General features: G+C 34.5%; 24 protein-coding genes and 2 other annotated features. Of the genes, 14 read left to right on the top strand and 10 right to left on the bottom strand.

Features of this window, described 5'->3' with window-relative positions; all coding sequences use genetic code 11:
* A complete protein-coding gene (locus ACUL40_RS14125) occupies window positions 1-858 on the top strand; it encodes a VOC family protein (RefSeq protein WP_000009840.1) in 858 nt (285 codons plus the stop codon).
* 15 nt (window positions 859-873) lie between these two features.
* Here ACUL40_RS14125 and ACUL40_RS14120 read toward each other — a convergent pair whose 3' ends face one another.
* The 3 genes from ACUL40_RS14120 to ACUL40_RS14110 form a co-directional block, all read right to left on the bottom strand.
* Entirely contained in the window at window positions 874-1,188 is a 315-nt protein-coding gene (locus ACUL40_RS14120) for a 4a-hydroxytetrahydrobiopterin dehydratase (RefSeq protein ID WP_000979538.1), read from the bottom strand.
* Window positions 1,169-2,923, bottom strand: coding sequence for an aromatic amino acid hydroxylase (locus ACUL40_RS14115; protein ID WP_139019746.1), 1,755 nt, complete (start codon window positions 2,921-2,923; stop codon window positions 1,169-1,171). Before ACUL40_RS14115 ends, ACUL40_RS14120 begins: the two co-directional genes overlap by 20 nt.
* 162 nt (window positions 2,924-3,085) lie before the next feature.
* Window positions 3,086-3,313 (bottom strand) — a binding site (T-box leader).
* 50 nt (window positions 3,314-3,363) lie between these two features.
* Window positions 3,364-3,592 (bottom strand) — a binding site (T-box leader).
* Between the two features lie 219 nt (window positions 3,593-3,811).
* Window positions 3,812-6,559, bottom strand: a complete 2,748-nt coding sequence (locus ACUL40_RS14110; protein ID WP_139019745.1) for a S8 family peptidase — start codon at window positions 6,557-6,559, stop codon at window positions 3,812-3,814.
* A 228-nt stretch (window positions 6,560-6,787) separates the two neighbouring features.
* Here ACUL40_RS14110 and ACUL40_RS14105 point away from each other — a divergent pair, with 228 nt between their 5' ends.
* On the top strand, window positions 6,788-8,026 hold the full coding sequence (locus ACUL40_RS14105; protein ID WP_063220099.1) for an eIF2A-related protein: 1,239 nt from the start codon (window positions 6,788-6,790) through the stop codon (window positions 8,024-8,026).
* Between the two features lie 39 nt (window positions 8,027-8,065).
* On the opposite strand, the gene ACUL40_RS14100 is transcribed toward ACUL40_RS14105, so the two are convergent.
* Both ACUL40_RS14100 and ACUL40_RS14095 read right to left on the bottom strand, forming a co-directional pair.
* On the bottom strand, window positions 8,066-8,188 hold the full coding sequence (locus ACUL40_RS14100; protein WP_000071866.1) for a DUF4023 domain-containing protein: 123 nt from the start codon (window positions 8,186-8,188) through the stop codon (window positions 8,066-8,068).
* A 69-nt stretch (window positions 8,189-8,257) separates the two neighbouring features.
* Window positions 8,258-8,596: a hypothetical protein gene (locus tag ACUL40_RS14095; RefSeq protein ID WP_000871150.1), complete on the bottom strand. Its 339-nt coding sequence runs from the start codon at window positions 8,594-8,596 to the stop codon at window positions 8,258-8,260.
* Between the two features lie 168 nt (window positions 8,597-8,764).
* On the opposite strand from ACUL40_RS14095, the gene ACUL40_RS14090 reads away from it, so the two are divergent.
* From ACUL40_RS14090 to ACUL40_RS14080, 3 genes are all read left to right on the top strand, one after another.
* Window positions 8,765-9,367, top strand: coding sequence for a histidine phosphatase family protein (locus ACUL40_RS14090; protein ID WP_000706238.1), 603 nt, complete (start codon window positions 8,765-8,767; stop codon window positions 9,365-9,367).
* A gap of 18 nt (window positions 9,368-9,385) precedes the next feature.
* Window positions 9,386-9,922, top strand: a complete 537-nt coding sequence (locus ACUL40_RS14085) for a delta-aminolevulinic acid dehydratase (protein WP_139019743.1) — start codon at window positions 9,386-9,388, stop codon at window positions 9,920-9,922.
* A 264-nt stretch (window positions 9,923-10,186) separates the two neighbouring features.
* Complete coding sequence (locus ACUL40_RS14080) at window positions 10,187-10,687, top strand: DoxX family protein (RefSeq protein ID WP_000236592.1); 501 nt, start codon at window positions 10,187-10,189, stop codon at window positions 10,685-10,687.
* Between the two features lie 41 nt (window positions 10,688-10,728).
* Here the strand turns inward: ACUL40_RS14080 and ACUL40_RS14075 are convergent, their stop codons facing one another.
* Together ACUL40_RS14075 and ACUL40_RS14070 are read right to left on the bottom strand one after the other, a co-directional pair.
* Entirely contained in the window at window positions 10,729-11,613 is an 885-nt protein-coding gene (locus ACUL40_RS14075) for an alpha/beta fold hydrolase (RefSeq protein ID WP_139019742.1), read from the bottom strand.
* Window positions 11,614-11,628: 15 nt separating this feature from the next.
* A complete protein-coding gene (locus ACUL40_RS14070; RefSeq protein WP_000706688.1) occupies window positions 11,629-12,462 on the bottom strand; it encodes a GNAT family N-acetyltransferase in 834 nt (277 codons plus the stop codon).
* 261 nt (window positions 12,463-12,723) lie between these two features.
* On the opposite strand from ACUL40_RS14070, the gene ACUL40_RS14065 reads away from it, so the two are divergent.
* Both ACUL40_RS14065 and ACUL40_RS14060 read left to right on the top strand, forming a co-directional pair.
* Complete coding sequence (locus tag ACUL40_RS14065) at window positions 12,724-14,109, top strand: alkaline phosphatase (protein WP_000714912.1); 1,386 nt, start codon at window positions 12,724-12,726, stop codon at window positions 14,107-14,109.
* Window positions 14,110-14,163: 54 nt separating this feature from the next.
* On the top strand, window positions 14,164-14,631 hold the full coding sequence (locus ACUL40_RS14060) for a hypothetical protein (protein WP_000792894.1): 468 nt from the start codon (window positions 14,164-14,166) through the stop codon (window positions 14,629-14,631).
* Window positions 14,632-14,708: 77 nt separating this feature from the next.
* Here the strand turns inward: ACUL40_RS14060 and ACUL40_RS14055 are convergent, their stop codons facing one another.
* Window positions 14,709-15,359 carry a GTP pyrophosphokinase gene (locus ACUL40_RS14055; protein WP_000456230.1) on the bottom strand — a complete coding sequence of 217 codons (651 nt, stop codon included), beginning with the start codon at window positions 15,357-15,359 and terminating at the stop codon, window positions 14,709-14,711.
* A gap of 349 nt (window positions 15,360-15,708) precedes the next feature.
* On the opposite strand from ACUL40_RS14055, the gene ACUL40_RS14050 reads away from it, so the two are divergent.
* From ACUL40_RS14050 to ACUL40_RS14040, 3 genes are all read left to right on the top strand, one after another.
* Window positions 15,709-16,335 (top strand): nitroreductase family protein, encoded by a 627-nt coding sequence (locus ACUL40_RS14050; protein ID WP_000245983.1) that lies wholly within the window; start codon window positions 15,709-15,711, stop codon window positions 16,333-16,335.
* Between the two features lie 195 nt (window positions 16,336-16,530).
* Entirely contained in the window at window positions 16,531-16,680 is a 150-nt protein-coding gene (gene rpmG, locus ACUL40_RS14045) for a 50S ribosomal protein L33 (RefSeq protein WP_001265617.1), read from the top strand.
* 86 nt (window positions 16,681-16,766) lie between these two features.
* On the top strand, window positions 16,767-18,263 hold the full coding sequence (locus tag ACUL40_RS14040) for a YcdB/YcdC domain-containing protein (RefSeq protein ID WP_033690635.1): 1,497 nt from the start codon (window positions 16,767-16,769) through the stop codon (window positions 18,261-18,263).
* 43 nt (window positions 18,264-18,306) lie between these two features.
* Here the strand turns inward: ACUL40_RS14040 and ACUL40_RS14035 are convergent, their stop codons facing one another.
* Window positions 18,307-19,227 (bottom strand): hypothetical protein, encoded by a 921-nt coding sequence (locus ACUL40_RS14035; RefSeq protein WP_002198192.1) that lies wholly within the window; start codon window positions 19,225-19,227, stop codon window positions 18,307-18,309.
* A gap of 152 nt (window positions 19,228-19,379) precedes the next feature.
* Here ACUL40_RS14035 and sigK point away from each other — a divergent pair, with 152 nt between their 5' ends.
* Together sigK and ACUL40_RS14025 are read left to right on the top strand one after the other, a co-directional pair.
* The gene (sigK, locus tag ACUL40_RS14030; protein WP_000051382.1) at window positions 19,380-20,093 is read left to right on the top strand and encodes an RNA polymerase sporulation sigma factor SigK; all 714 of its coding nucleotides are present in this window, start codon (window positions 19,380-19,382) and stop codon (window positions 20,091-20,093) included.
* Between the two features lie 289 nt (window positions 20,094-20,382).
* Complete coding sequence (locus ACUL40_RS14025) at window positions 20,383-21,171, top strand: phosphatidylserine decarboxylase (protein ID WP_001255003.1); 789 nt, start codon at window positions 20,383-20,385, stop codon at window positions 21,169-21,171.
* A 185-nt stretch (window positions 21,172-21,356) separates the two neighbouring features.
* On the opposite strand, the gene ACUL40_RS14020 is transcribed toward ACUL40_RS14025, so the two are convergent.
* Window positions 21,357-21,512 (bottom strand): sporulation histidine kinase inhibitor Sda, encoded by a 156-nt coding sequence (locus tag ACUL40_RS14020; protein ID WP_000850094.1) that lies wholly within the window; start codon window positions 21,510-21,512, stop codon window positions 21,357-21,359.
* A 246-nt stretch (window positions 21,513-21,758) separates the two neighbouring features.
* Between ACUL40_RS14020 and ACUL40_RS14015 the strand changes: the two genes are divergently transcribed.
* Window positions 21,759-22,271, top strand: coding sequence for a YqeG family HAD IIIA-type phosphatase (locus ACUL40_RS14015; RefSeq protein WP_000765314.1), 513 nt, complete (start codon window positions 21,759-21,761; stop codon window positions 22,269-22,271).
* A gap of 3 nt (window positions 22,272-22,274) precedes the next feature.
* Window positions 22,275-23,381: a ribosome biogenesis GTPase YqeH gene (yqeH, locus tag ACUL40_RS14010; RefSeq protein ID WP_000140799.1), complete on the top strand. Its 1,107-nt coding sequence runs from the start codon at window positions 22,275-22,277 to the stop codon at window positions 23,379-23,381.

Here is a 23,381-nt window from a genome sequence, read left to right as displayed (position 1 = left end):
ATGAGTTTTCAACTTCATCCCGATACAACACTTGATGTTGTTCATTTATACGTATCTAATGTAAAGAAATCACTAGAGTTTTATACGGAAGTACTAAGTATGAAGGTGCTAAAAGAAGAAGAAGCAGTCGTTACATTTGGGAATGAAAATGATGAACCACTTCTTATCATTGAAGAAAAGAAAGAAGCTTTTCCGAAACAAAGAGGAAGAACAGGGTTATATCATTACGCAATTTTATTACCAAGTAGGCAGGATTTAGCGAATGTTCTTCGTCATCTTGTAGAGATGGTATATCCACTACATGGCGGAGCCGATCATTACTTTAGTGAAGCTCTTTATTTAGCTGATCCAGATGGAAACGGGATTGAAATTTATCATGATCGACAAAAAGAAGTTTGGCGTGATGAGAATGGAGAACTCCCATTTGTTAGTAACCCGTTAGCTGGTGAAGAATTATTACAGCAAGGAAGTACATGGAATGGATTTCCAGCTGGTACTGTGATGGGGCATATTCATTTCCATGTAGCTGATTTAGAGGAAGCGAAACGTTTCTATGTTGATGGTCTTGGTTTTGAAGTAACGATCCCAGCTCGTAATGGAGCGTTGTTCGTATCAGCAGGTGGTTATCATCACCATATCGGTTTAAATACGTGGCAAGGTGAAGGGGTACCACCGCAAATGCCAGGTTCTGTTGGTTTAAAATATTTCACAATTGTACTAGCGGATGAAAAACAAAAAGAGCAAGTATGTGAAAGCTTAAAAAATATTGGCAAGATTGCTACGTACAAAGATGGAATATTACAAGTCGAGGATCCATTTGGACATTGTATCCATTTCAAAATAAAAGGAGAAGCCTAAAAAGGCTTCTCTTTTTTATTTTCTTATAATTGCATTTTCGTTTTGTAAAAATAGTTCGTCAAATTGTTTTGCAAGCTCAAAATCTAGTTTCGTTAAACCTTTTGCATTCCAAGATGACAAAGTAATAATAACTGCTTTATACTGGATAAGGATAAATGGATGGTGATTATGTTCTTCTGATAGTTTGGCGGCTTCAGAGACAAATTCGACTCCTTTTAAGTAGTCGGAAAACATATATTTTCGTTCAATCCATTTCTCATCTTTTACCATCCATTTATCTACCTTCAATAATTCCTCGTGAACTTCTTCTTCAGTTAATCTTAGCATCATTTTTCACATCCTTTACTGGAAGTAACGTAAGACCATTGTTAATAAGGCGTGTTACAGCTTCGTCAGTTGTGAAAGTAGAAAGTTGATGTAGTAATGCTGCAGATGTTTCATGCCCTTTGTTATGCTCTAAAAGTAACTCTAATACTTCAAGGCGCAGCAACCATTCTTTCGCATAAAATTTATTTAATACTTCTTGAATTGCTACTAATTGATCGATATGCGCTTCGTGTAAAATCCCCTCACTTCGAATATCTCGAACTGTTTGATACATACGTTCAAGTTCATTCAGTACAAGTGGAGCAGGAATTTCTTGAACTTCTTCATCCATTGGGAAAAATGCTGCTGCATCTGCGGCACCTGGGAATACTGAAGTGATTTGTGAGCCAACAGCCATATCAAATGCGCCCCATGAAGCATCAAATAAAACGCGGGCGTTATAAGTAACTGTGCAATCGATAAAGGAAATAAGAGCAATTTTCTTATCGTTTTTTACAATATCTGTTACTGTTCCTTTTACATGAATACCACTTGCAAAAGTAAACTCAGCGGTAGTTCCAATTGTAATTCCTAATGATTGTAGTTGTTCGTCTGTACAATTTTCTAATGCAATATTTTCAGTGAGTAATCCAATTGGTGTTCCAAATCCGTCACTGTGTACAGAAGTAGAATGATTCGCTAACTGTTTATTATGAAGTGCTAATGCCGTTGGCGAATTTGTTCGCATGTAAATTAATTCACCTGCATCGTTTTCAATTGTCTCGCTAAATGTACCTGTAATTTGTAATCCGCTATTTAGCTCAGCTGTTGCATAGTTCTCAGAGCGAATTGCTTTTTCTAAACCTTCTTTTCCACCTGTTTTAAAGGCCATTGTTTTAGAAAATGTTTCAAGCGCATCTGTTAATTCTTCAAAGGACTTGCAAACGAATAGTTGTGGTTGCATTTTTGTTACGTCATAAGTTGTCCCTGTACATGCTTCGATAGAAAATGGAACTTTTTCTACAGCGTCTGTTAAGCAATGTTTGCTTTCGCCAACAGAAGAAAGGAGACCAGCACCATATATTTTTGGATCATCTATATTTCCAATCAATCCATATTCTACTGTCCACCAGAAAAGACGTGAAATTTGTTCAGCTTCTGATAAACCAGAAACTAAGTTTTGTTTTTCAATTACAGCATTTTCAGCAGCCTTAACTTCATCAGGAGTAGAAGTAGGGCTTTCTTTTACTATCGTTAATGTACGAACAGCTTCAAATGCATCATGTTCTTCTTTTGTAGAGAAAGCTTTTGCACCAATTTGCCCAAAACGTTTCACATATTTTGCATATGTAGGATCAAGTAAAATCGGTGCGTGTCCTGCGGCTTCGTGTACGATATCTGGCGCTGGTGTGTACTCGATATTTTCTACTTTCCGAATATCTGTTGCGATCGGTAGTAATCCGTGTCCTTGGAAATCGAAGAATGCTACGCCGGGAATAAGTCCGTCAATCGTTACAGCACCCCAGCCACTTGGTGCCAAACACTCATTCATTTCTTCTACTTTTGGAATTGAATCTATATTAATACCAGATGATTGTAGTCCGTTCACATAGGCTGGATGAGCAACGTCTTTTAAGAAGCTATGATTTTGTCTCATAATATAACGCCACACAGCGTGATTCACCGGTGTGTATTGATCATAATGTTGTGTGGATACGAATGGTTTTAAATGTGATGGAATTTCTGTTTTCTTTGTCATTTAGACATCCTCCTTTTTTTCAATAAAATTGAATATCGATTTCGTATAGCTTGTATCACCTCCTTTCATTTTTGTAAGCGCTTATAAAATTTTATCATAAGATTCGGAATTATTTAACATCTGTTTCTGTGAGAAATAGAAAAAGCCCCTATCGGAAAGTCCGATAGGGGCGAAAGAATCGCGGTACCACCCTATTTGTAAGTGAAAATATACTTACATCTCAATTAATGATAACGGAAAAATTCCGTCTTTTCCTTCATGCATAAAAGCACTACGAAAAAGAAGCTCCAGAATTGTAATTCATACTTATATATGTGCTAATTTCCACCGACCATTAGCTCTCTGTAACAGGGATATAAGATACTACTGCGATTCTTTCAACGCGTATATATGAAATTGTGTAAGAGGATGGACGCAAAAAAGTCCCTATCGGAAAATCCGATAGGGACGATAAAAATCGCGGTACCACCCTATTTGTAAACAACTAATTGTTTACCACTCACTTTACGATAACGGAAAGATCCGTCTTTCTCTTCATGCATAAAAAGCATTACGGGAAAGAAGCTCCAGAATTGTAATTCACGCTTGTATATGTACTGATTCGCACCAACCATCAGTTCTCTGAGACAGTGATATAAGTCGCTACTAGTATTCCTTCAAAGCCGATATATAATTCGTTCAACTAAACTATGTTTTGTATTATAAAACTATATTAAAAAAATTGTCAACAAAAATTTTTATCCCGTGTTAATGAGCAGTAAAATTCCTACCTCAAAATTCGGTTGGAGTAAAGAAGTGAGAGGGGAGATTAACTGCCCGTAACTCCCGATTGGTGAAGGCTAATAATCAGTGGGGATGAACGAAATCTCCACTGATTAAAGTTTCACTTTATTTCACTTCTAAATTAACAGTTAAATTAGAGGTATTGCCAGCTGCATCAGTTGCTACAATGTGAATAGTATTTTTTCCTTCTTGTAATTGAGTACGATCGAAATAAATGTCATAACTTTTCTCCCAAGGGTTCAGGAATGCCTGGTCCCATACACCATTTCCGTTAATTTCATATTGCATTCTCACTGGAATACCAGGTGCTATCCAACCAGATTCTGACATCCAATCTAGTAGAATATCATCAACTTTTCCTTTAATTACGAGATTTTCTTGGTCAACTTCGTATGTTAACTTAGGTGCAGTTCGATCAAGAAATACAGCAGCTGTTTGTTTTGTTTCTCCGCCAGAATTAGAAGCAACTGCTTCGATTTGATATAGCCCGTCAGCTAAAGGAGTGCCATCGGCTTTTGTACCATTCCATTTGAAAGGTTTGTATCCAGGAGTTGCATTTTTAGCTTGATGGATAATCCCTTGATACGTTACACGTTCTTTCGTAACTAAATTTGCATGCAATGTGACATCATCCACAGGCGCAACTAAATAGTAGTTGATGAGATTATCATCTAGTACGTGGTCGCCATTTGGGCTAAAAGTAGAATTAATAATTTCAAGTCCATCGATACGTTTATAATCTTTAGGATCGATACTAAATGTGAATGGAATTCGAATTTCTTCTTTTGCCCCTTGTTCTTTTACATATACATTTCCAGTATACACACCTTGTGGTAGTGAGCTATCTACAGTGATAGTAAATGGTTTTTCGGTACTACTATTTGGTTGTATGCTAATCGATGAAGGGACAGAAGCTCTTACTTTTGTGTTTGCATCTAGTAATTCCACACGAGTTGAAAAACTTTTCTTTTTACTAGAAAGGTTTTGTAATGTAACATTTTGCGTCAGTTTTACTTTTCCGCTATTGGGCTTAATAAGACCGAAGCTGACATTGTTAGGTTTTACTAATACATTTGTTTGAGCTGCTTTCGGAATGTTAATTAAACCAGATCCTTGTGCCATAACAGGGTATGCATTTTCATTGACATCATGTAATGTTTTGGCATTGTTGGCAAGAGCCGCTTTCAATTGTTCTGTCGTCCAATCAGGATGCATTTGACGCAAGAGGGCAACCGCTCCAGCTACTTGCGGAGCAGCCATACTTGTTCCGTTATGCGATTCATAGCCGCCTCGCGGTACTGTACTAGTAATTTGTACTCCAGGTGCAACAACATCAGGCTTTATTAGCCAACTTCCTTGTGATGGTCCTCTTGAACTAAAGTTACCGATAAGTTCTGTTTGCTTTGGTTGTCCAATTTTTATATTTTTCTTTCGTTTTGTAATTAAAGTTTTTAATTCTTCCCCATTTGTATTTGATAATTGCATTACTGGGACAGCTAGATGTTCACGTGAAAAATATTCCGGCATCATATTAATTTCTTTTTCGCTAGAGATTAATAACACACCAAGTGCACCAGCTTGCTTCGCTTGTTCTGCTTTTACTAATGTACTAGAAGTACCTTGTAAAATAAGTGCGAATTTCCCTTTCACATCTTGTTTTGCATAATCACTTGGATTGCCATAACCAACATATACAAGAGGAGAATCATTTCCTATTGGAAAATCGGATTTTGATAATGGTAACCCTTGATATGTTTTGCTGGAACCAGTTACTTGGAATGTTGGAAACGGGATAGAAACCGTAGATGCTCCAACAGAAATGACACTACTTGCGTTACCGGGAGCATCAACAGACCAAGGTTTTGGTCCGTCATTTCCATTTGAAACGACAGCAGTAACACCAAGTTTCGCTGCCCGTTCTAACGTTAATGTTACAGGCTGATCAGGTACATTTAAATCCTGCCCAAGGGAGAGGTTTAACACATCCGCACCATCTTGAATTGCTCGCTCAATTCCTTGGATAATATCATCTGTTGTACCAGTTCCACCGTCATTCATTACACGATAGGCTAGAATAGAAGCGTTTGGAGCAACGCCTTTAATTTTTCCGTTACTCGCAATAATTCCAGCTACATGAGTACCATGTACGTTACCATCCATTGGATCGTTATCTTCATCAACCGTGTCATATCCACCGATATAATTTGCCTTTAGGTCAGGGTGTGTATAGTCTACGCCAGAGTCGATAATGGCTACTTTCATGCCTTTTCCATCAAGCGGTTTGCCAAATGGATCTTTTAAATTCCACGCTTCAGGTGCACCAATTGTCGGTCCACCGATATTTGGTGCTTCTTCGTTAGTAGCACTTTTTGATGTTTCATGCAATTTATATGTTAAGTTCGGATAGACTGCTTTTACTTCAGGTAAAGAGGCAAGAGAGGTAATTTGATCTCCAGGAATTGAAATAGAGAATCCGGAAAATAACGTATTATACACTTTTTTAATTTTTGCACCAGGTGCTTTTTCTTTTATTTTCTTAGTCGTATCTTCTTGTGCTTTTTTGAGCTCAGCATGATAAGACTGTGCATTACTATTTTGTAAATCTGGAGCATGCTGAATATTACTTTGAGCAGCGAGAGGTGCATGTTGTAATTCTACAATTACTGATATTTCTTTTGTTGTTTTCGTTTCAACATTTTGAGCGATTTTATGTTCTCCCCACTGTTCAATCGTTGTTTTTAATTGTGGACTAAATTGCTTCTCCTTTTGTAGTGATTCAGCATGAGCACTTAAAGCTCCAAAACTAGAAAAGACAAGCGCCATGCTTAATAGTGTAGATGTAGTTTTTTTCATTGATACTCCCCCTAATAAAAAGTGCCAATATTCAGAAATAAAATCTTGCATTTTAGTTAGAAATTATACATATAAATGTTGGCTAAACTATACTTTCGACATAATTCATACCAATCCTCTATGGATTGAAAATTTCTTGGGAAATTTTTTCTGATTATGTCGAATCGATATTTTTCACATATTGTAGGGATAAAGTGAGGAATGCTATGAGGGAAATGGAGTGATGGTATGAAAAGGCTAATAGTACGTAGTAGTGTAGTGTTGTTTATGTTTTTATGTTCTATCACTATTACTAGTGCAGAAAATAATAGTGTGAAAGTTGCTTTTATTCGTCATCATAATCTTTGGATTAAAGTTGATGGGAAAGAAATACAGATTACAAAAGGAGAGTACATAACAGGGCCGAAGTGGTCATATGATGGGGAGTGGCTAGCGTATGTAAAAGGGAAGAAACAAAGTATTCTTGAGTTATATCGGTTGAAAGATGGAAAGAAAGTTACGCCGTTTCACTCAGAAGCATCGAATTATCAATGGTCACCAACAGAAAATATAATTGCATTTATATTTACAGGTACATTACATACATTTGATGTAGAAAAAAAGAATACAGATTTTGAAAATGTATCGGCAGGTGTAGGAGATTATGCATGGTATCCTGATGGAAAGAAGTTTTTTGTATCCTCTGAAGCACACTTACTTCCAACAGGATGGACAGGGGCTCAGCTATATGAAGTGCAAAAAGATGCACATATGAATCCTCACAAAATGAAGCATTTGTATGCATTACCAAATGAACATGATGATTTCCTAGCATTAGTTGCAAGTGGCTTTCAGTGGTCGCCAGATCAAAAGTGGATTTCATTTTTAGCAGTACCGACAGCTTCATGGTCAGCTGATAGCAATACGCTTTGCTTAGTTCGTGCAGATGGTAGTCGTTTTGAAAAGGTAGATCAAATGTTATTAAACACACAATGGTTCAAATGGGCGCCAGCCAACAATATATTGGCCTATATTGAAGGAAGCGGGAGAGTTGCATTAGAGAATAAACATTTGAAAGTAAAAGAATTTCCAGCACTTCAGCAGAACACATTTACACCGAAAGGATATGTCGATTGGGATTTTACATGGAAGAATGATAACGTAATTATCGTTTCACGAGCAAAAGAGGCGGGAATAGAAACTCCACCAGAAAAAAGACCACTACCATCTTTATATGAGATCGATAGTACAAGTGACGAACAACATCGAATCACAAAGCTACCTCATAGGCAAGGAGATTATCATCCGCTCTTCATGAATAAGAGTAATCAATTAATATGGATACGTTCAGACCGTAAGAAAGCGGATGTATGGCTTGCTCATAAGGATGGAAAGCATGAAATGAAGTGGATTGAAAATATAGATGTACCAGAATGGTATTATGAGAAATGGAATTGGGGAAATGTTATCTCGGTAAAAGAAGAATAAAAAACTGCCTAAAAGATTGTTTTAGGCAGTTTTTTACTGTTATTTATGTGTTTTATTTGGCTTTTTTTTCGCTGGGTTTCCGTTCCCTTGGCGCTTTCTATTTTGTTCATCTTTTGCTTGTTTTTCATGTAGTGTATCTAAAAATTCATTCGAGTTACTCATGTTTATATCTCTCCTTTCATTTTGTCATGATTACTATAACCATTTAGGAGGATAATCATGAGTTAGAAGTTAGGCACTTAATTTTCTTCGATAATGTAAGTAAAATATTCCATACATAACAAATAGCATGAGTAAAACTTGTAACTCTACATTTTCTTTTAAAATAGCTGCGATAGTGTCTGGTAAGTACGGTGATTTATCGTTTGTGCTTAAACCTAACCATTTATTTAAGAGGCTAATGGTACAAAACATAAAAACACCGGACCAGCTTGCCGTAATTGCTTTTTGCTTAATTTTTGTTTCACGTTCATCATCTGTAATCCAAGGATTAGCAGTTTTATCACTACTAAAGAAGCCGTTTATATATCCCCATACAATCATTCCAATAAAGACAATTATCCATTTCATATATGTAATTCTCCTTTATATGTAAAAAGTTTTTTACATATAATATTGTAATATTTTACAAAGTTTCATGTCAAATGTTTTTTACATATTGGTTTTCATATAGCAGGAATAAAGTATGAGATAGGGAAGAAATATGTAAGAGGATTTCATAATGAGAGGAGGAAGGGGATGAAAATCGTCTTTGTTCGGCACGGGGAAGGAGAACATACAAGGGATTTGCCATCAAGTTTAAAAGTGCTTCATCCGCCATTGACGGATGAAGGAAGGAATCAGGCTAAATTACTTCAATGCAATGTGCCATTACAAGAGGCGGATATATTAATTGCTAGTCCTACACTTAGAACTTTGCAAACGGCGACAATATGGAGTGCGAAAGTTGCTTGTCAAAAAATCGTTCATCCATATGTATCTCCGCGTATTTTTCCTTATCGAGAAGAAGCGAGAACATTACCGTGCGATTATATAGTAGATCAGGGAATGATAACAAAGTTATTTCCGCATTTTTCGATAGAGAAAAGCTCAAATAATCAGTTATGGAAGGAAGGTATAAACACTATTTCAGAGAATAGTTTTCAGCAAATAGTAGATAAATTTCTTCTTTGGTGTTATGAACTGGGTGCGGAAAGAATTTGCATTGTATCTCACGATGGAACAATTACAGCATATAGGCAATATTTACAGAAAGTCGTTTTAACTAGATCAGATTTTTTGAAAGAAACGGGCATATATGAAATGGATTTATCCCATAAAATTCTGATTGATAAGGGCTGATTATAGGATGGGGGTTGTATGTTGAATGTTGCACTAGTAGTTGGTTTTAATTCGGATTTAGAGGCGCAATCAATCCGAGCATCTCTTGAATATTTTGGTGCAAGGGTTGTGACATATTGGATTGGTAGACCGAAAGATTTTGTGGAAGTTCTTTCTGGAAAGAAATTATTTAACGATATTAATTATATTATTTTTTGCTTTCATGGTGAAGAAGGGAAGTTTGTCATGGAAGAGTTAGGCGAAGAAGTATATGAACAAGATGAACCGAGAGGGTATTTTGGTACAGAAGAAATTTATAAATATGCAAAATTGCATAATACACATATTGTAAATAGCGGGTGCACGTTAGGGGAGCAAAATCTAGCAAAGTCTTTTTTACATAGTGGTGCGAAATCATATATTGGATCGATTGATTATGTAGATGGAAATGCAGCACTTATGTTTACTATACGCTTATTTTATGGGGTTATTAACCATGGGAAAACGTTAGAAGAAGCCTTTCAAGAAGCGAGTTTAATTGATGAGGAGACACATACATTTCGATTCTATAATTAGTGTGAAACACGTTTATTCTATATTCGAATAAACGTGTTTCACATTTAACTCACATTTTTTTTACATTTTTTTCAATGAAAATGGTTATCACTTGTGGTATGATATGTTCAAGTTTTTACAGGTAATAAAAGTTACTATATAAACGTTAGTTTTTAATGTTTCATACGCATGTCACAGATTATTCATAATTAACGTTTAAAAAATAAGTAACTAATGTTATTATATTATCTGTAACTAACTTAATTACAACTTTAGGAGGAAGATATGGTTATTCAATTTTTAAGAGAAAACAAAGCAGTTTCTTTTGCATTAGCAGTAATTCGAGTATATCTTGGTTACACATGGTTAATGGCTGGAATCGGTAAACTACAAGGAAAAGGATTCGATGCAACAGGTTATTTGCAAGGGGCAATTGAAAAATCTAAAGGTGCACAACCGGCTGTTCAATCTTGGTGGGCATCATTCTTACAAGAATTTGCAATTCCAAATGTAGATTTGTTTAATACACTTGTAACATGGGGAGAAATTTTAGTCGGAATTGGTTTAATTGTAGGCTGTTTAACAAAAACAGCGGTCTTTTTTGGTCTTGTAATGAACTTTTCCTATATGTTTAGTGGGTCAATTGGTGTGAACCCTGAGATGGTTATCTTATCTATGTTTGTTCTTGTTTCCGGTATGAACGCTGGGAAATTTGGAATGGATGGCTTCGTTATCCCGAAAGTATTAGGATCAAAAACTCCAAAACGCCAAAAGCAAGCTGCTTAATATATGAAAACGGGTATCTCATTTTGAGATACCCGTTTATGTTATTTTTCAACTTTGATCGGATTGTTCTTAAAGAAATCTTTTACATACCCGACAAATTCTTGTGGTTCTTGGCGAAATGGTGCATGATAACCTTTTTCAATAATATGTAAAGTGCTATTTTTTAAGAATTGATGATACGTTTCTCCTTCTTTCCAGGAAACGCTACTATCATTTCTGCCCCATATAATTAAAGTTGGCTGTTTTATTTCATTTGCATTAATTTTAAGACGTCTAGGCCATAATTTCATTTTATTATAATGCTCTTCATCATTACGTTTGAATTTCACTTTGCTTTCATCATAATCTGTAATAGAAGAAACGGCATTTAAATCAGTCGACAATTGTGGTTTTGGTGAGCCTTGTTTATTAACGAATGTATGAGGGCCACCTGTAGCATCAGTTAAAATAAGGTGAGAAACTGCTTCAGGATATAAATATGTTAAATTTAGAGAAATTTCTCCCCCCATGGAATGCCCCAGTATTGCGAATGAATCATACCCTAGTTTTTTCATTAATTTATAATACAAATTTGCATGAGTTGGAAAAGAATAATAAAAATCCATTGGCTTAGATGAGCGCCCGAATCCTAAAGCATCTACAGAAATAATTGTATGATCTTTTGCTAAATCGGAGTAAATCTTTTGAAAACCATCTGATGACCCTCCAAAGCCATGAATCATAAGTAAAGGTGGTTTTTTATTACCAATCTTTTTAAAGTAAATGGTTTGACCATCTATTTCTACCATTTTTTCCTCGGTAGCTAGTTTCGCTGTAATTGTATTTTTAACTTGTTTTACTTGTTCTACTGGCTTTTCTGCTGCACTACATCCTACTAATAGTGTAAGAGTAAGACAACCTACCATAAAATAGCTAAATCGCTTCAATTAGGTGTCTCCTTTCTAACATAACGCTGTATCTATCATAGCAAATAGCATATTACGATTTCCAGGAAGTTGGCTACCATTTTTTATCATAAGAGGTGAAAGGAGCGTTTCTTGGAAATTTTCTGTTTGAAGAAATTGACGAAATGTAAATTGTGAGTGTGGAACATCAATTCGTACTATACCATTCCAACATTCACATATCTTTTTTAATAATTGGATAGCATCTTCTTCTTGCTTGGCGATAAGTGGATTGATACATAATATATTGCCCTTTTGTATGCATAATGAAAAAGCTTCTATACAGTTATTTCTTTCAATTTTAAAAGAGTATACGACCCTTGGTAATAGCAAAGAGTAAAGTAGAGAACGATTCATACCAGTTGCAATTTGATCCAGAGAAGTAAGAGATATAAGGTCTTCTTCTTGTACTTGTTGTAAGTGAGAAGGATACGTCTTAATAGTCTGCTTTTCAAAACGATGAATCGTTGTTGCTGTTTGAAATCCACATGATGTGTATAGAGGTTCGCCAGCTTTTGTCGCAATAAGTGCAATGGGTTGTTTTGGATGAATTTGTTCCAAGCAATGATTTAGCAACATGCGCCCTAATCCGCGTCCTTGAAAATTAGGGTGAACGATTAACATACCAATGGAAGCGAAGTTACTTGGAAAGGGAAATACTCCTCCAGTCGCAATGAGTTTGTTTTCATGAATGTAACCTACAAGTGTGCCGATAGAAAGATACATTTCGAATTGTTTTTTCATAAAAATTTCATCGTGTAACCATCCAACAGATTTGCAAAGATTAAGTAATTCAAAAATAAAAGACTCATTTAGCTTTACTATTTTCATAAAGGCTCACCGCATTTCTATTTATTTTCATAAAAATAGAGTCAAAATGTAAAAAAAGAGATTTACGTTAAATGAAATCCAACTTGTTTATATTTAAATTGTAAAGGGCGGGATGATTGATACAAAAAGACAAAGTTATACAAATTATAACTGATATTTACATAAGTTAACAAAAAATTTACATACAGCTAATTTTCTCTTAATAGTCTTCCATTAAATTTGATAGTGGGAAATGAATAACCTAATTAGGGGGACAAGACAGTGAAAAAGTTTGTGAAAAAAGCATGGCCATTTGCAGTTGTGGCATCATTAGCAGTTACTTCGGTAGCAACATGGAATTTTACTCGTTCTAGTGAGGTTAATGCAGATGAGAACGGAAGCAATGCAAAGATTAAAAATGTTATCGTATTAATTGGGGATGGTATGGGCCCTTCATATATGACGGCTCACCGTTATATGAAAGATAATCCAAAAACCTTTGAAATGGAATCTACAGAATTTGATAAGCATCTTGTAGGAACACAAAAAACATACCCAGAAGATGAACATGAAAATATTACAGACTCTGCATCGGCAGCAACAGCTATGTCAGCAGGGATTAAAACATATAATGCTGCAATTGCAGTTGATAATGATAAAGCGGAAGTGAAAACAGTTCTTGAGCAAGCGAAAGAAAAAGGGAAATCAACGGGGCTCGTTGCAACTTCTGAAATTACACATGCAACACCAGCTGCTTTCGGTGCGCATGACATTAGCCGTAAAAATATGGACGCAATTGCAAATGATTATTTTGATGAGAAAATTAAAGGGAAGCATAAAGTAGATGTTATGCTTGGCGGCGGCGTAAAGAACTTTGTTAGAAAAGATCGTAATCTTACAGAAGAGTTCAAGAAATCTGGTTATAGCTATGTAACGGATCGAGATCAATTGTTAAATGATAAAAATGATCAAATTCTTGGTTTATTTGCACCAGGTGGATTAGATAAAATGATTGACCGTAATGAGAAAACACCTTCATTAGAAGAAATGACTAATGCAGCAATTGAGCGTTTGAACAAAAATAAAAATGGTTTCTTCTTAATGGTGGAAGGAAGTCAAATCGACTGGGCTGGACATGATAATGATATTGTTGGTGCAATGAGTGAAATGGAAGACTTCGAAAAAGCTTTCAAAGCAGCGATTGAGTTTGCGAAAAAAGATAAAAATACGTTAGTTGTTGCAACGGCAGATCACGCTACTGGTGGATTATCTTTAGGTGCCAATGGCGAGTATAACTTTAAAGTAGATCCAATTAAAGCTGCAAAGCGTACACCAGACTTTATGGCAAATGAGATTGCAAAAGGTGCAAATGTAGAAGAAACATTGAAAAAGTATATTGATTTACAATTAACTCCAGAAGAAATTCAAGCTGTAAATGATATAGCTCCTTCAAAAGATGTAACAAAGATTGATAATGCAATTGAAGATATTTTCAATAAGCGCTCGGTTACAGGCTGGACAACGGGTGGACATACAGGGGAAGATGTGAACGTATATGCATTTGGTCCAGGTAAATACTTGTTCTCTGGCGTTCAAGAGAATACAAATATAGCGAAACGTGTCTTTGATATTGTTGGCGGCGGCGATCCGAATAAAGGAAGACGCTAATTAAGAGCGAAAGTGAGGCGAAATGCCTCACTTTTCTTTTTAGGAGTTGGGAATATGAAAAATTTATTTAGGAAATTAAGATTCCTTTTAGTATTTGTAGTATTACTAGTTGGATGTCAACAAGAAGAGAATAATGTAGAACAAAAATCTACTACTAAAAAAACTGAGGAAAAGGTACAAATAACAAAAGAAGAAGAGAGATCTATTCAAGATGTTATTCATACATTTGTGCGAACGACGAATGAAAAAAATCTTGCAGAACATATGGAGTTATTTTCAAAGAAGATGCCTAGTGCTGAAGACTTAAAAACACAAAAAGAAGCCGCATTTCAAAAGGGAAATAAGAAAATTGAATTGGAACATATAGATATGAAAGTTAGTAAAGTAGGGTATGTTATTGTTGAAACGAAAGAAAAGGAAGTAGACGACAGTATCACTCTTCAAAAAAAAGTACAGTATGCCCTTGGAAAAGAAGAGGATAAATGGAAGATTGAAGAGGTTCGAACAATAGAGAAAAAATAACGTGAAACTTTAATAAGTGTAGGAGTCGTACTTCCCAAAATGGTAGAAAAAAGGTTCTCATTGGCGAGAACCTTTTTTTATAGTGGTAGCATAATTTGATTTGAGCATGCCTCAATATCATCAATATCTTGACGGATTGTGGCCATTTTATTATCAAGATCTTCAGCTTTCATTGCTGCATCATGTAGTTCATCTTTTAAATACTCCGGTATTTTCCCTTCATATTTATAATAAAGTTTGTGTTCTAAACTTGCCCAAAAGTCCATTGCTAGTGTACGTAACTGAATTTCTGCAAATACATCTTTTGTACCAGAATTTAGTGATAAAGGGTATTTAATAATCATGTGTAAACTTTTATATCCGTTTCGTTTTGGGTTAGCGATATAATCTTTTACTTCGATGACTTCCATATCTTCGCGTTTTTGAATGACTTCTTTCAAATGATAGATATCTTCTACGAAGCAACATGTAATACGAATACCAATAATATCTTGTAAATGTGTTTGAGCGTTTTCAACTGTTGGTAATAAGCTTTTGCGCTCTAGTTTTTTAATAATACTTTCAGGTTGTTTTAGTCTTGTTTTTATATGTTCAAACGGGTTGTAATCCTCTAGAAATTGAGCTTCCCGGTTCATAATTTCAAATTTAGTTTTTAACTCTTCTAAAGCAAATGTATATGGTAATACAAAAGCTTTCCAGTAGTTAACTGTTGATTGATTATATTCCATTTATATACACACCTTTTCCTATTTGCAAGTGAGGTCGTTATTATACTAAATACCAAATCATATAAGCGCAAGCAGCAAATGATGAGATCATAAAGCGATATTTAGTTTTCATACTTTCAACTCCTTTCGAGTAAGATTTTATATAAATAAACGTGATTGTTAATAAGTTCACTATGTACAGTTTCTATAGTAATAGATTCGTGTGAATTTCGTATGAACTAATTGTTTCAGCTTTTTGTCTTTTTTGCTGTTAATCATAATTATTATTCGGATTTAAAGTGTTTTTATTTGATTTATCTATTTGTATAAATTAATGTATATTTGAATTTATAGTTATTGAGGAGGATATATGGTGAACTTTGAAGAATTAGCAATCGCTAGACGTTCTGCAATGAAATTTATACAAGGTATAGAAATCCCTAATGAGGATTTTAAAAAAATATTTGAGTTAACTAAGCTTTCTCCATCTTGCTATAATTTGCAGCACACACATTATGTTGTAATTCGTGATCAAGAGCGAAAAGAAAGATTAAAAGAATTAGCTTTCGGTCAATATAAAGTATCGAGTGCATCAGCGGTAGTGCTCGTTTGTGGTGATAAAAAAGCATACCAAAATGTTGAAAATATTTACTTCGGTATGAAAGTTTTAAAAATGATTGATGAATGTGAATATGAAGATACAATTAGGCAAACGAAAGGTTTATATGAAGGAAAAGGAGAGCGTTTCATGGAGGATGAAGCGATTAGAAATGCTTCGTTAAGCGCGATGACTTTTATGTACGCAGCTAAATATTATGGCTATGATACATGTCCAATGATTGGTTTCGATGAAAAAGCAGTACAAAGTGAATTAAATATGCCGGAGCATATAGTACCTGTTTTAATGATTACGATAGGAAAAAGTGATATGACTAAAACTCGCCCACGAGGATATCGAAAGCCGATTAGTGAATTTGTTACATACGAATCGTTTTAATAAAGTGAAACTGTTAATTAGTGGGGGTCTTACTGCCCGTTAATGCGGGACAAAATTGATTTAACTATAAAAACAAGGGGATTCTAAATGGAATCTTCTTGTTTTTGCAATTGACAAATAGAATGAAGTTTTATAATATATAAATCGTAATCATTACGTTTTAGTTGCGATCTTTGAAAGAAAGGAGAATTAAATATGCGTGTAAATATTACATTAGCTTGTACGGAGTGCGGCGATCGTAATTACATTTCTAAGAAAAATAAACGAAACAATCCAGAACGCATCGAACTAAAAAAATATTGTCCACGATTAAAGCGAGTAACGTTACATCGTGAGACGAAGTAAAAGACTAGAGATATCTCTAGTCTTTTTTTTATAGTTCCTTGGTTTTGTTTGTTATAATTACCTTAAAATGTAATAAAGGGAGCGGTATGATGAATCAAAAAGATAAGGAAAGAAAAGAGCGAGTGGCTCATATTATTAACATTCCAGATGAATATAGTCTTGTTGTAGATGATCAAGAAGGGGTTGATGACCCGTATCATCTATTATGGTGGGAGCATAAAGAGGATCAGGAGAGAACGATACAAATTACATTGAATAGACATACTGGTAATTTAATTGAATTTAGGATAGATGATGGAAATTATTTTTCGAGTGATAAGGAAGTTATAGAGGAGAATAGGGTAAGAGAGATTGCAAATGTATTTATAAAAAAACATGTGGAAGAAGGATTAGAGTTTTATACATATGTAACTATCCAGGATGATTGGCGTGGCTGGAAAGAAATAAATTATATGCAAGAAGTAAATGGATATCCATTACCGGATACAGGATGTGTGGTGCAAGTGCATCCTTCAGGGAATGTTGTGAATTTTCATTATAACGGACGAGAAAGCATAAAAGAAAAGCCGTTATGGCCAAGTGAGATTGTTGAGGAGAATATCGTTTTAGACAACTTAAAGGCCAAACAAGATATGAGGCTTGTATTTGTAGATTTAACACATTCTTTATGTAAATATGAAAATGGAGAAGAAGTAAAAGGGTACCACCTTGTGTATGTACCAGAACCTAGTCATGTATTTATTGATGCAAGTACAGGTAAAGATTTATTTGGACCAGATCATTATAAATTACCGCCAACAGTGGCTGTTAGAAAACAAAAAAAGGGTAGCCAACAAGATGATGTATTCGATTTATTTGACTGGGATAAAGAAAGTTTTACAAAAGTAGTTGAGACGGAAAATGATGATGAAATAAGGATGAAATTTGTTCCGAAAGAGGAATTACAAAAACAGAAAGAAGAAAAGAATCCATATTTAATGAATGAATTCTTTAACAAGCATTTACCGATGTTGAAATATAATAATTTAGTTAGCGTTACAATTGATAAATTAACCAATGAATTAACTGGTTTTATAAAACTGACAGATGATAAAGAAGTAAAGCAAATACTGTCTAGAGAGGAATGTTTACAAAAAGCACTTCAATTTTTAGAACGAGTTATTCCAGATATCAAACAATATCTGCGTCTTTGGGAGGAACGGGAAGCAGAAGAAGATGGGATTGAAAGATTTATCTTTTCTGTATATATAAATGATATTCTGGCAGAGTATAACCAATTTATGATCAACATCAATGCAGAAAATGGTGCTGTTATGCACTACTCGGGGGAGTCTAGCAACTTTATAAAAAAATTACTTACATATGAAACAACACCAAAAGTAACAAAAGAAAAAGCGTTAGAAATATACAGAGCGGCTATCCGAGTTAAATTAGAATGGTTTGTAGATCATGATGCAGAGGAAACGAAATACAAACTACTGTACAAACAAACGACAGATGAAAAATATAAAGAACCTTTTGATTGTAGTCGGGAAATTCGTTATATTGATGCCCAAACTGGGAGAAAGATTTGGAGTAAGTAAAATAAAAAGAGTTATTTTCTTTGAAAAATAACTCTTTTTATTTTTATAATTTGCCTGTTCGCTTTTCAAAAGTAAATGTGATAGGAAGATTGGAATGAGAACTATCACTTTTAAATATTACTTTCCATTCTTTAGTATGGGCTTTAATTTCAAAATTAAGAAGATTTATCGCTCTACGTTTATCTATTTCTAAAAACATATTATGAATTTCTGGTTCTTGCTGTAAATTAAGAGCCTTTAGTGTGACTGTAAATGTGAAAAAATTCTGCCCTTCATATACTATTTTTGATATTTTTGTTTTTTGTGTATTTAACAGCACATAAAAACGGTCTGATGGAGTTAATTGTACAGAGTCATCAGTAATTTCATTCTCGCTATTATGAAGTTCAACTAAGAAAGATGTACTATGGGAAGAATCTTTTTTGCTTGTAATCTGTAATTCAGTAGGAATCATCGGTATTTCATAAAAGTCATTCCTTATTATGTTATTGTAATCCTCTGAAAATTTACGGACTTCTTTTGGAAAAGAGTCTTCTTGTGTACTTAAAAAAGTTTTATGTTGCTTTGGAATTTTTTTACTAAAATTTAATGTTTCTTTAAAGTAATAATTGGATCCAGTTAAAAATAAAAAACTACAAATTAATAAAAAAATTCGATACAGATTTTGAAAATGAAAGAACAATAGTATACATGTAATAATTCCAATTACATAGAAAATAAAGATAAGTAGTTCTAGTTTTGAGTGAAACGAGAAACCATAGTTATGAAAAAATTTTATTCCAGTTATAATTTGAGCTCCAAAAAATAAAGAAATTCCAAATTGAAAAAATAATAAATCAGGCCCTCTTTTAATAACAAAAGTAATGAACGAAATGAAAAGTAAAAATACTCCTAAATAAATTGTTACATTTAATAATCGTTCTAATGTAATCATGAATAATGTCCCCTTTAATAGCATATTCATATATAAATAACAATTTTATATAATTATAATATAACAATAAATTATTTTAAATGTTGGAAGTGTTGAGTTTTATAAATAAACTGTACAGACACAAACAACCTCACGCCCACATACACATAATAAAGACCACTATTTTGGCGGAGGTGAAAGGTTTGAGTCTATTCGCCGCAATTGGATATATGGTTCGAGAAGTGTTTGTCTTTGTTTCTTATGTGAAGAATAATGCGTTCCCGCAGCCGTTATCATCAGATGATGAGAGAAAGTACTTAGAGTTAATGGAGCAAGGTGATGCTCAAGCGAGAAATCTTTTAATTGAACATAATTTACGGCTTGTAGCTCATATCGTTAAAAAATTTGAGAACACAGGAGAAGATGCAGAAGATTTAATTTCAATTGGTACGATCGGGCTCATTAAAGCGATCGAGAGCTATTCTGCTGGAAAGGGAACGAAGCTTGCGACGTATGCAGCACGCTGTATTGAAAATGAAATTTTGATGCATTTACGTGTACTAAAGAAAACGAAAAAAGATGTTTCACTTCATGATCCGATCGGGCAAGATAAAGAGGGCAATGAAATATCGCTTATTGATATATTAAAATCAGAGTCTGAAGATGTAATTGATATGATTCAGCTTAGTATGGAGTTAGAAAAAATTAAAGAGTATATCGATATTTTAGACGAAAGAGAAAAAGAAGTGATTGTGAAACGTTTTGGACTTGGGCTAGATAAGGAGAAAACACAGCGGGAAATCGCTAAGGCGCTTGGTATTTCTAGAAGCTACGTATCACGGATTGAAAAGCGTGCTTTAATGAAAATGTTCCACGAGTTTGTAAGGGCAGAGAAAGAGAAAAAAGCGAAAGAGTAAAGTGTATTAGAAGCAGCCATATTTAAAATGGGCTGCTTTTCTTATTGTAAATAAGAAAAGAAAACGCGTTATGCTAAGAAGAAATACATGTTCACTGTTGAAAATGACGGATTCTATCTGTAATATTAGAAGGTGCTAAATAATTTAAGAATAATACCATACTTAGTTTTCTGTATGTATAATAAGGCTGCTTTATATGATATGTGGGAATAAGAACCAATTTTACATATGATATAGAAAGAAAAGAAGGGAAAACTAAAGTTATAGACTGATTAGGGGGTTTCGCAATTTGCGACGTACATTATATCGACTTATGATAGAACTTACAAATGGTCGCTTTACTTCTTATATATTACGTAAATTTGCACAATCTCGTTTGAGCTCTATCATTATTCCATCGTATGCGAAAGTTTTTCAAATTAATCAAGATGAGATGGAAAAGGGTTTGAAGGAATATAGAACATTGCATGAATTATTTACGCGTAAGCTAAAAGAAGGAAAGCGTAGTATTGATACAGATGCATCGAGTATCGTTAGTCCTGTTGATGGTGTTTTTGCAGATCAAGGTCCTATTGAGGATACAAAAACATTTGATATTAAAGGAAAGCGCTATTCAATTGTGGATATGCTAGGTAATGAAGAACGTGCAACGCGATATGCAGGCGGTACATATATGGTAATTTATTTGAGTCCAAGTCATTATCATCGCATTCATAGTCCGCTTTCTGGTTCTGTGACTGAAAGATTTGTACTCGGTAGAAAATCATATCCGGTAAATGCAGCTGGTATGGAATACGGGAAAGAACCACTGTCAAAAAATTATCGTTCTGTTACAGAAGTAAGCAGTGATGGCGAGCATATGGCTCTTGTAAAAGTAGGTGCCATGTTTGTTAATAGTATTGAGCTTTTGCATGAGAGAGACACTGTTCAAAAAGGTGAAGAAATGGCATACTTTACATTTGGTTCAACAGTTGTGTTATTGTTTGAAAAAGATATGATAGAAGTAGTGCAGGAATTAAAGAGTGGACAAGAGCTTCGTCTTGGTCAAAAAATAGCTACTCGCTTAGCTCATAAATAAAGAAAAGCTTTTATAACCGTAAGTAAGAGTTATGGGCAAAGATACTTAATGATGAAATCCCCTAGATGGGAGTACTTGTTTATTCGAGAGCCATCGTAGGATGGCTCTTTTTACAGGGCATCCAATAAATTATCCTTTAACTGTTTAATTGGTAAGGGCTGATTAAACTTTCACTTTATATGTAATCAAGATGATTTGACAAGCTTGTCCTCTAATGAGCGTCTAATGATTTCTTGTTTTATAAGTAAAATGAAGTCGGGATTTAATTTTAGTTCTTTTGCTTTATAATAAGACTCAGTGAGTAACTCAGTGGATAACTGTTCCATATGTTTTGTTTTCAAGGTGAGTCACCTCCTAATAATATAAGGATTGATTCGTTGATGCATTTAATGTACCAAAAAAATATGACAGTCACAAACGAGTGGTTATCCACATACCTAGGTGGATAAAGTGTGTATAGTTTGTTAGTAAATTCCAAATTAACTGAAAAATTAATGTGGAAAATGTGTACAATTTTATCCACAGGTTATATATCGAAAAATGTTGTCGAAAAATTTTATGAAAAATCCTCAAAGAGGTGAAAGAAATTGAAACTATTTTTACCAAATGAATATGTGAAAAATGTATATCATGTTCAACCAGAAGATTTAAAAAAACGTGGGATTAAAGGCGTTATTACTGACTTAGATAACACTTTAATTGAATGGGATCGTCCCAATGCAACACCGCAACTTGAAAAATGGTTCTTGGAAATGAAAGAGCAAGGCATTCAAGTAACGGTCGTTTCAAATAATAATGAGCAACGTGTAAAAGATTTTGCTGATCCATTAGGTATTCCATTTATTCATAGTGCACGTAAACCATTTGTTCGCGCATTTAAGCGTGCGATACAAGAGATGCGTTTGCAGCCAGATGAAGTTGTAGTAATTGGAGATCAGTTACTGACGGACGTGCTTGGTGGCAACCGAGTAGGCCTTCATACAATTTTAGTTGTACCGGTAGCACAAACGGACGGATTAGTAACGCGCTTTAATCGAAAAATTGAACGAAGAATTATGAAAAATATGAAGAAAAAAGGTTTAATTAACTGGGAGGAATAAAGTTTGACTGAAACAATTAAATGTATTGGTTGCGGTGTAGAAATTCAAACAGAAAATAAAAACGAAGTGGGGTATGCTCCTGCCTCATCTTTAGAGAAAGAACAAGTTATTTGTCAACGTTGTTTTCGCTTGAAGCATTACAATGAAATTCAAGATGTATCGTTAACAGATGATGACTTCCTACGCATTTTAAATGGAATTGGAAAATCAGATGCATTAGTAGTCAAAATTGTAGATATTTTTGATTTTAATGGTAGCTGGTTACCTGGCTTACATCGTTTCGTAGGGAATAATAAAGTATTACTTGTTGGAAATAAAGCTGATTTAATTCCAAAGTCAGTAAAACATGATAAAGTAAAACATTGGATGCGCTATAGTGCAAAGCAGCTAGGATTAAAACCAGAAGATGTCTTTTTAATTAGTGCAGCGAAGGGACAAGGAATCGCTGAACTAGCAGATGCTATTGAGTATTATCGCGGCGGCAAAGATGTTTATGTTGTTGGATGTACGAATGTAGGGAAATCGACATTTATTAATCGTATGATTAAAGAATTTAGTGATGAGACTGAAAATGTAATTACAACATCTCATTTCCCAGGAACAACACTTGATTTAATTGATATTCCATTGGACGAAGAGTCTTCTTTATATGATACGCCAGGTATTATTAACCACCACCAAATGGCTCATTATGTTGGAAAGCAAAGCTTAAAGCTTATTACACCAACAAAAGAAATTAAGCCGATGGTATTCCAATTAAATGAAGAACAAACGTTATTCTTTAGTGGATTGGCACGTTTTGATTATGTAAGTGGTGGTCGTCGTGCATTTACTTGTCACTTCTCGAATCGCTTAACAATCCATCGTACAAAGCTTGAGAAAGCAGATGAATTATATAAAAATCATGCCGGGGATTTACTAAGCCCACCAACGCCAGAAGAATTAGCAAATATGCCTGAGCTAGTGAAATACGAATTTAATATTCGTGAACCTAAAACGGATGTTGTATTCTCTGGATTAGGATGGGTTACTGTGAACGAACCAGGAGCAAAAATTGTTGCACACGTACCAAAAGGAGTAAGTGTTTCACTACGTAAATCTTTAATTTAA

The sequence above is a fragment of the Bacillus sp. KNSH39 genome (assembly GCF_052656585.1).
This window is presented reverse-complemented; position numbering and strand designations above follow the sequence as displayed.

Excerpts from the sequence above, each read along its gene's own strand:
- ACUL40_RS14125 (WP_000009840.1), top strand. The coding sequence starts at position 1 with ATGAGTTTTCAACTTCATCCCGATACAACACTTGATGTTGTTCATTTA.
- ACUL40_RS14120 (WP_000979538.1), bottom strand. The coding sequence starts at position 1,188 with ATGATGCTAAGATTAACTGAAGAAGAAGTTCACGAGGAATTATTGAAG.
- ACUL40_RS14115 (WP_139019746.1), bottom strand. The coding sequence starts at position 2,923 with ATGACAAAGAAAACAGAAATTCCATCACATTTAAAACCATTCGTATCC.
- ACUL40_RS14110 (WP_139019745.1), bottom strand. The coding sequence starts at position 6,559 with ATGAAAAAAACTACATCTACACTATTAAGCATGGCGCTTGTCTTTTCT.
- ACUL40_RS14105 (WP_063220099.1), top strand. The coding sequence starts at position 6,788 with ATGAAAAGGCTAATAGTACGTAGTAGTGTAGTGTTGTTTATGTTTTTA.
- ACUL40_RS14100 (WP_000071866.1), bottom strand. The coding sequence starts at position 8,188 with ATGAGTAACTCGAATGAATTTTTAGATACACTACATGAAAAACAAGCA.
- ACUL40_RS14095 (WP_000871150.1), bottom strand. The coding sequence starts at position 8,596 with ATGAAATGGATAATTGTCTTTATTGGAATGATTGTATGGGGATATATA.
- ACUL40_RS14090 (WP_000706238.1), top strand. The coding sequence starts at position 8,765 with ATGAAAATCGTCTTTGTTCGGCACGGGGAAGGAGAACATACAAGGGAT.
- ACUL40_RS14085 (WP_139019743.1), top strand. The coding sequence starts at position 9,386 with ATGTTGAATGTTGCACTAGTAGTTGGTTTTAATTCGGATTTAGAGGCG.
- ACUL40_RS14080 (WP_000236592.1), top strand. The coding sequence starts at position 10,187 with ATGGTTATTCAATTTTTAAGAGAAAACAAAGCAGTTTCTTTTGCATTA.
- ACUL40_RS14070 (WP_000706688.1), bottom strand. The coding sequence starts at position 12,462 with ATGAAAATAGTAAAGCTAAATGAGTCTTTTATTTTTGAATTACTTAAT.
- ACUL40_RS14060 (WP_000792894.1), top strand. The coding sequence starts at position 14,164 with ATGAAAAATTTATTTAGGAAATTAAGATTCCTTTTAGTATTTGTAGTA.
- ACUL40_RS14055 (WP_000456230.1), bottom strand. The coding sequence starts at position 15,359 with ATGGAATATAATCAATCAACAGTTAACTACTGGAAAGCTTTTGTATTA.
- ACUL40_RS14050 (WP_000245983.1), top strand. The coding sequence starts at position 15,709 with ATGGTGAACTTTGAAGAATTAGCAATCGCTAGACGTTCTGCAATGAAA.
- rpmG (WP_001265617.1), top strand. The coding sequence starts at position 16,531 with ATGCGTGTAAATATTACATTAGCTTGTACGGAGTGCGGCGATCGTAAT.
- ACUL40_RS14040 (WP_033690635.1), top strand. The coding sequence starts at position 16,767 with ATGATGAATCAAAAAGATAAGGAAAGAAAAGAGCGAGTGGCTCATATT.
- ACUL40_RS14035 (WP_002198192.1), bottom strand. The coding sequence starts at position 19,227 with ATGAATATGCTATTAAAGGGGACATTATTCATGATTACATTAGAACGA.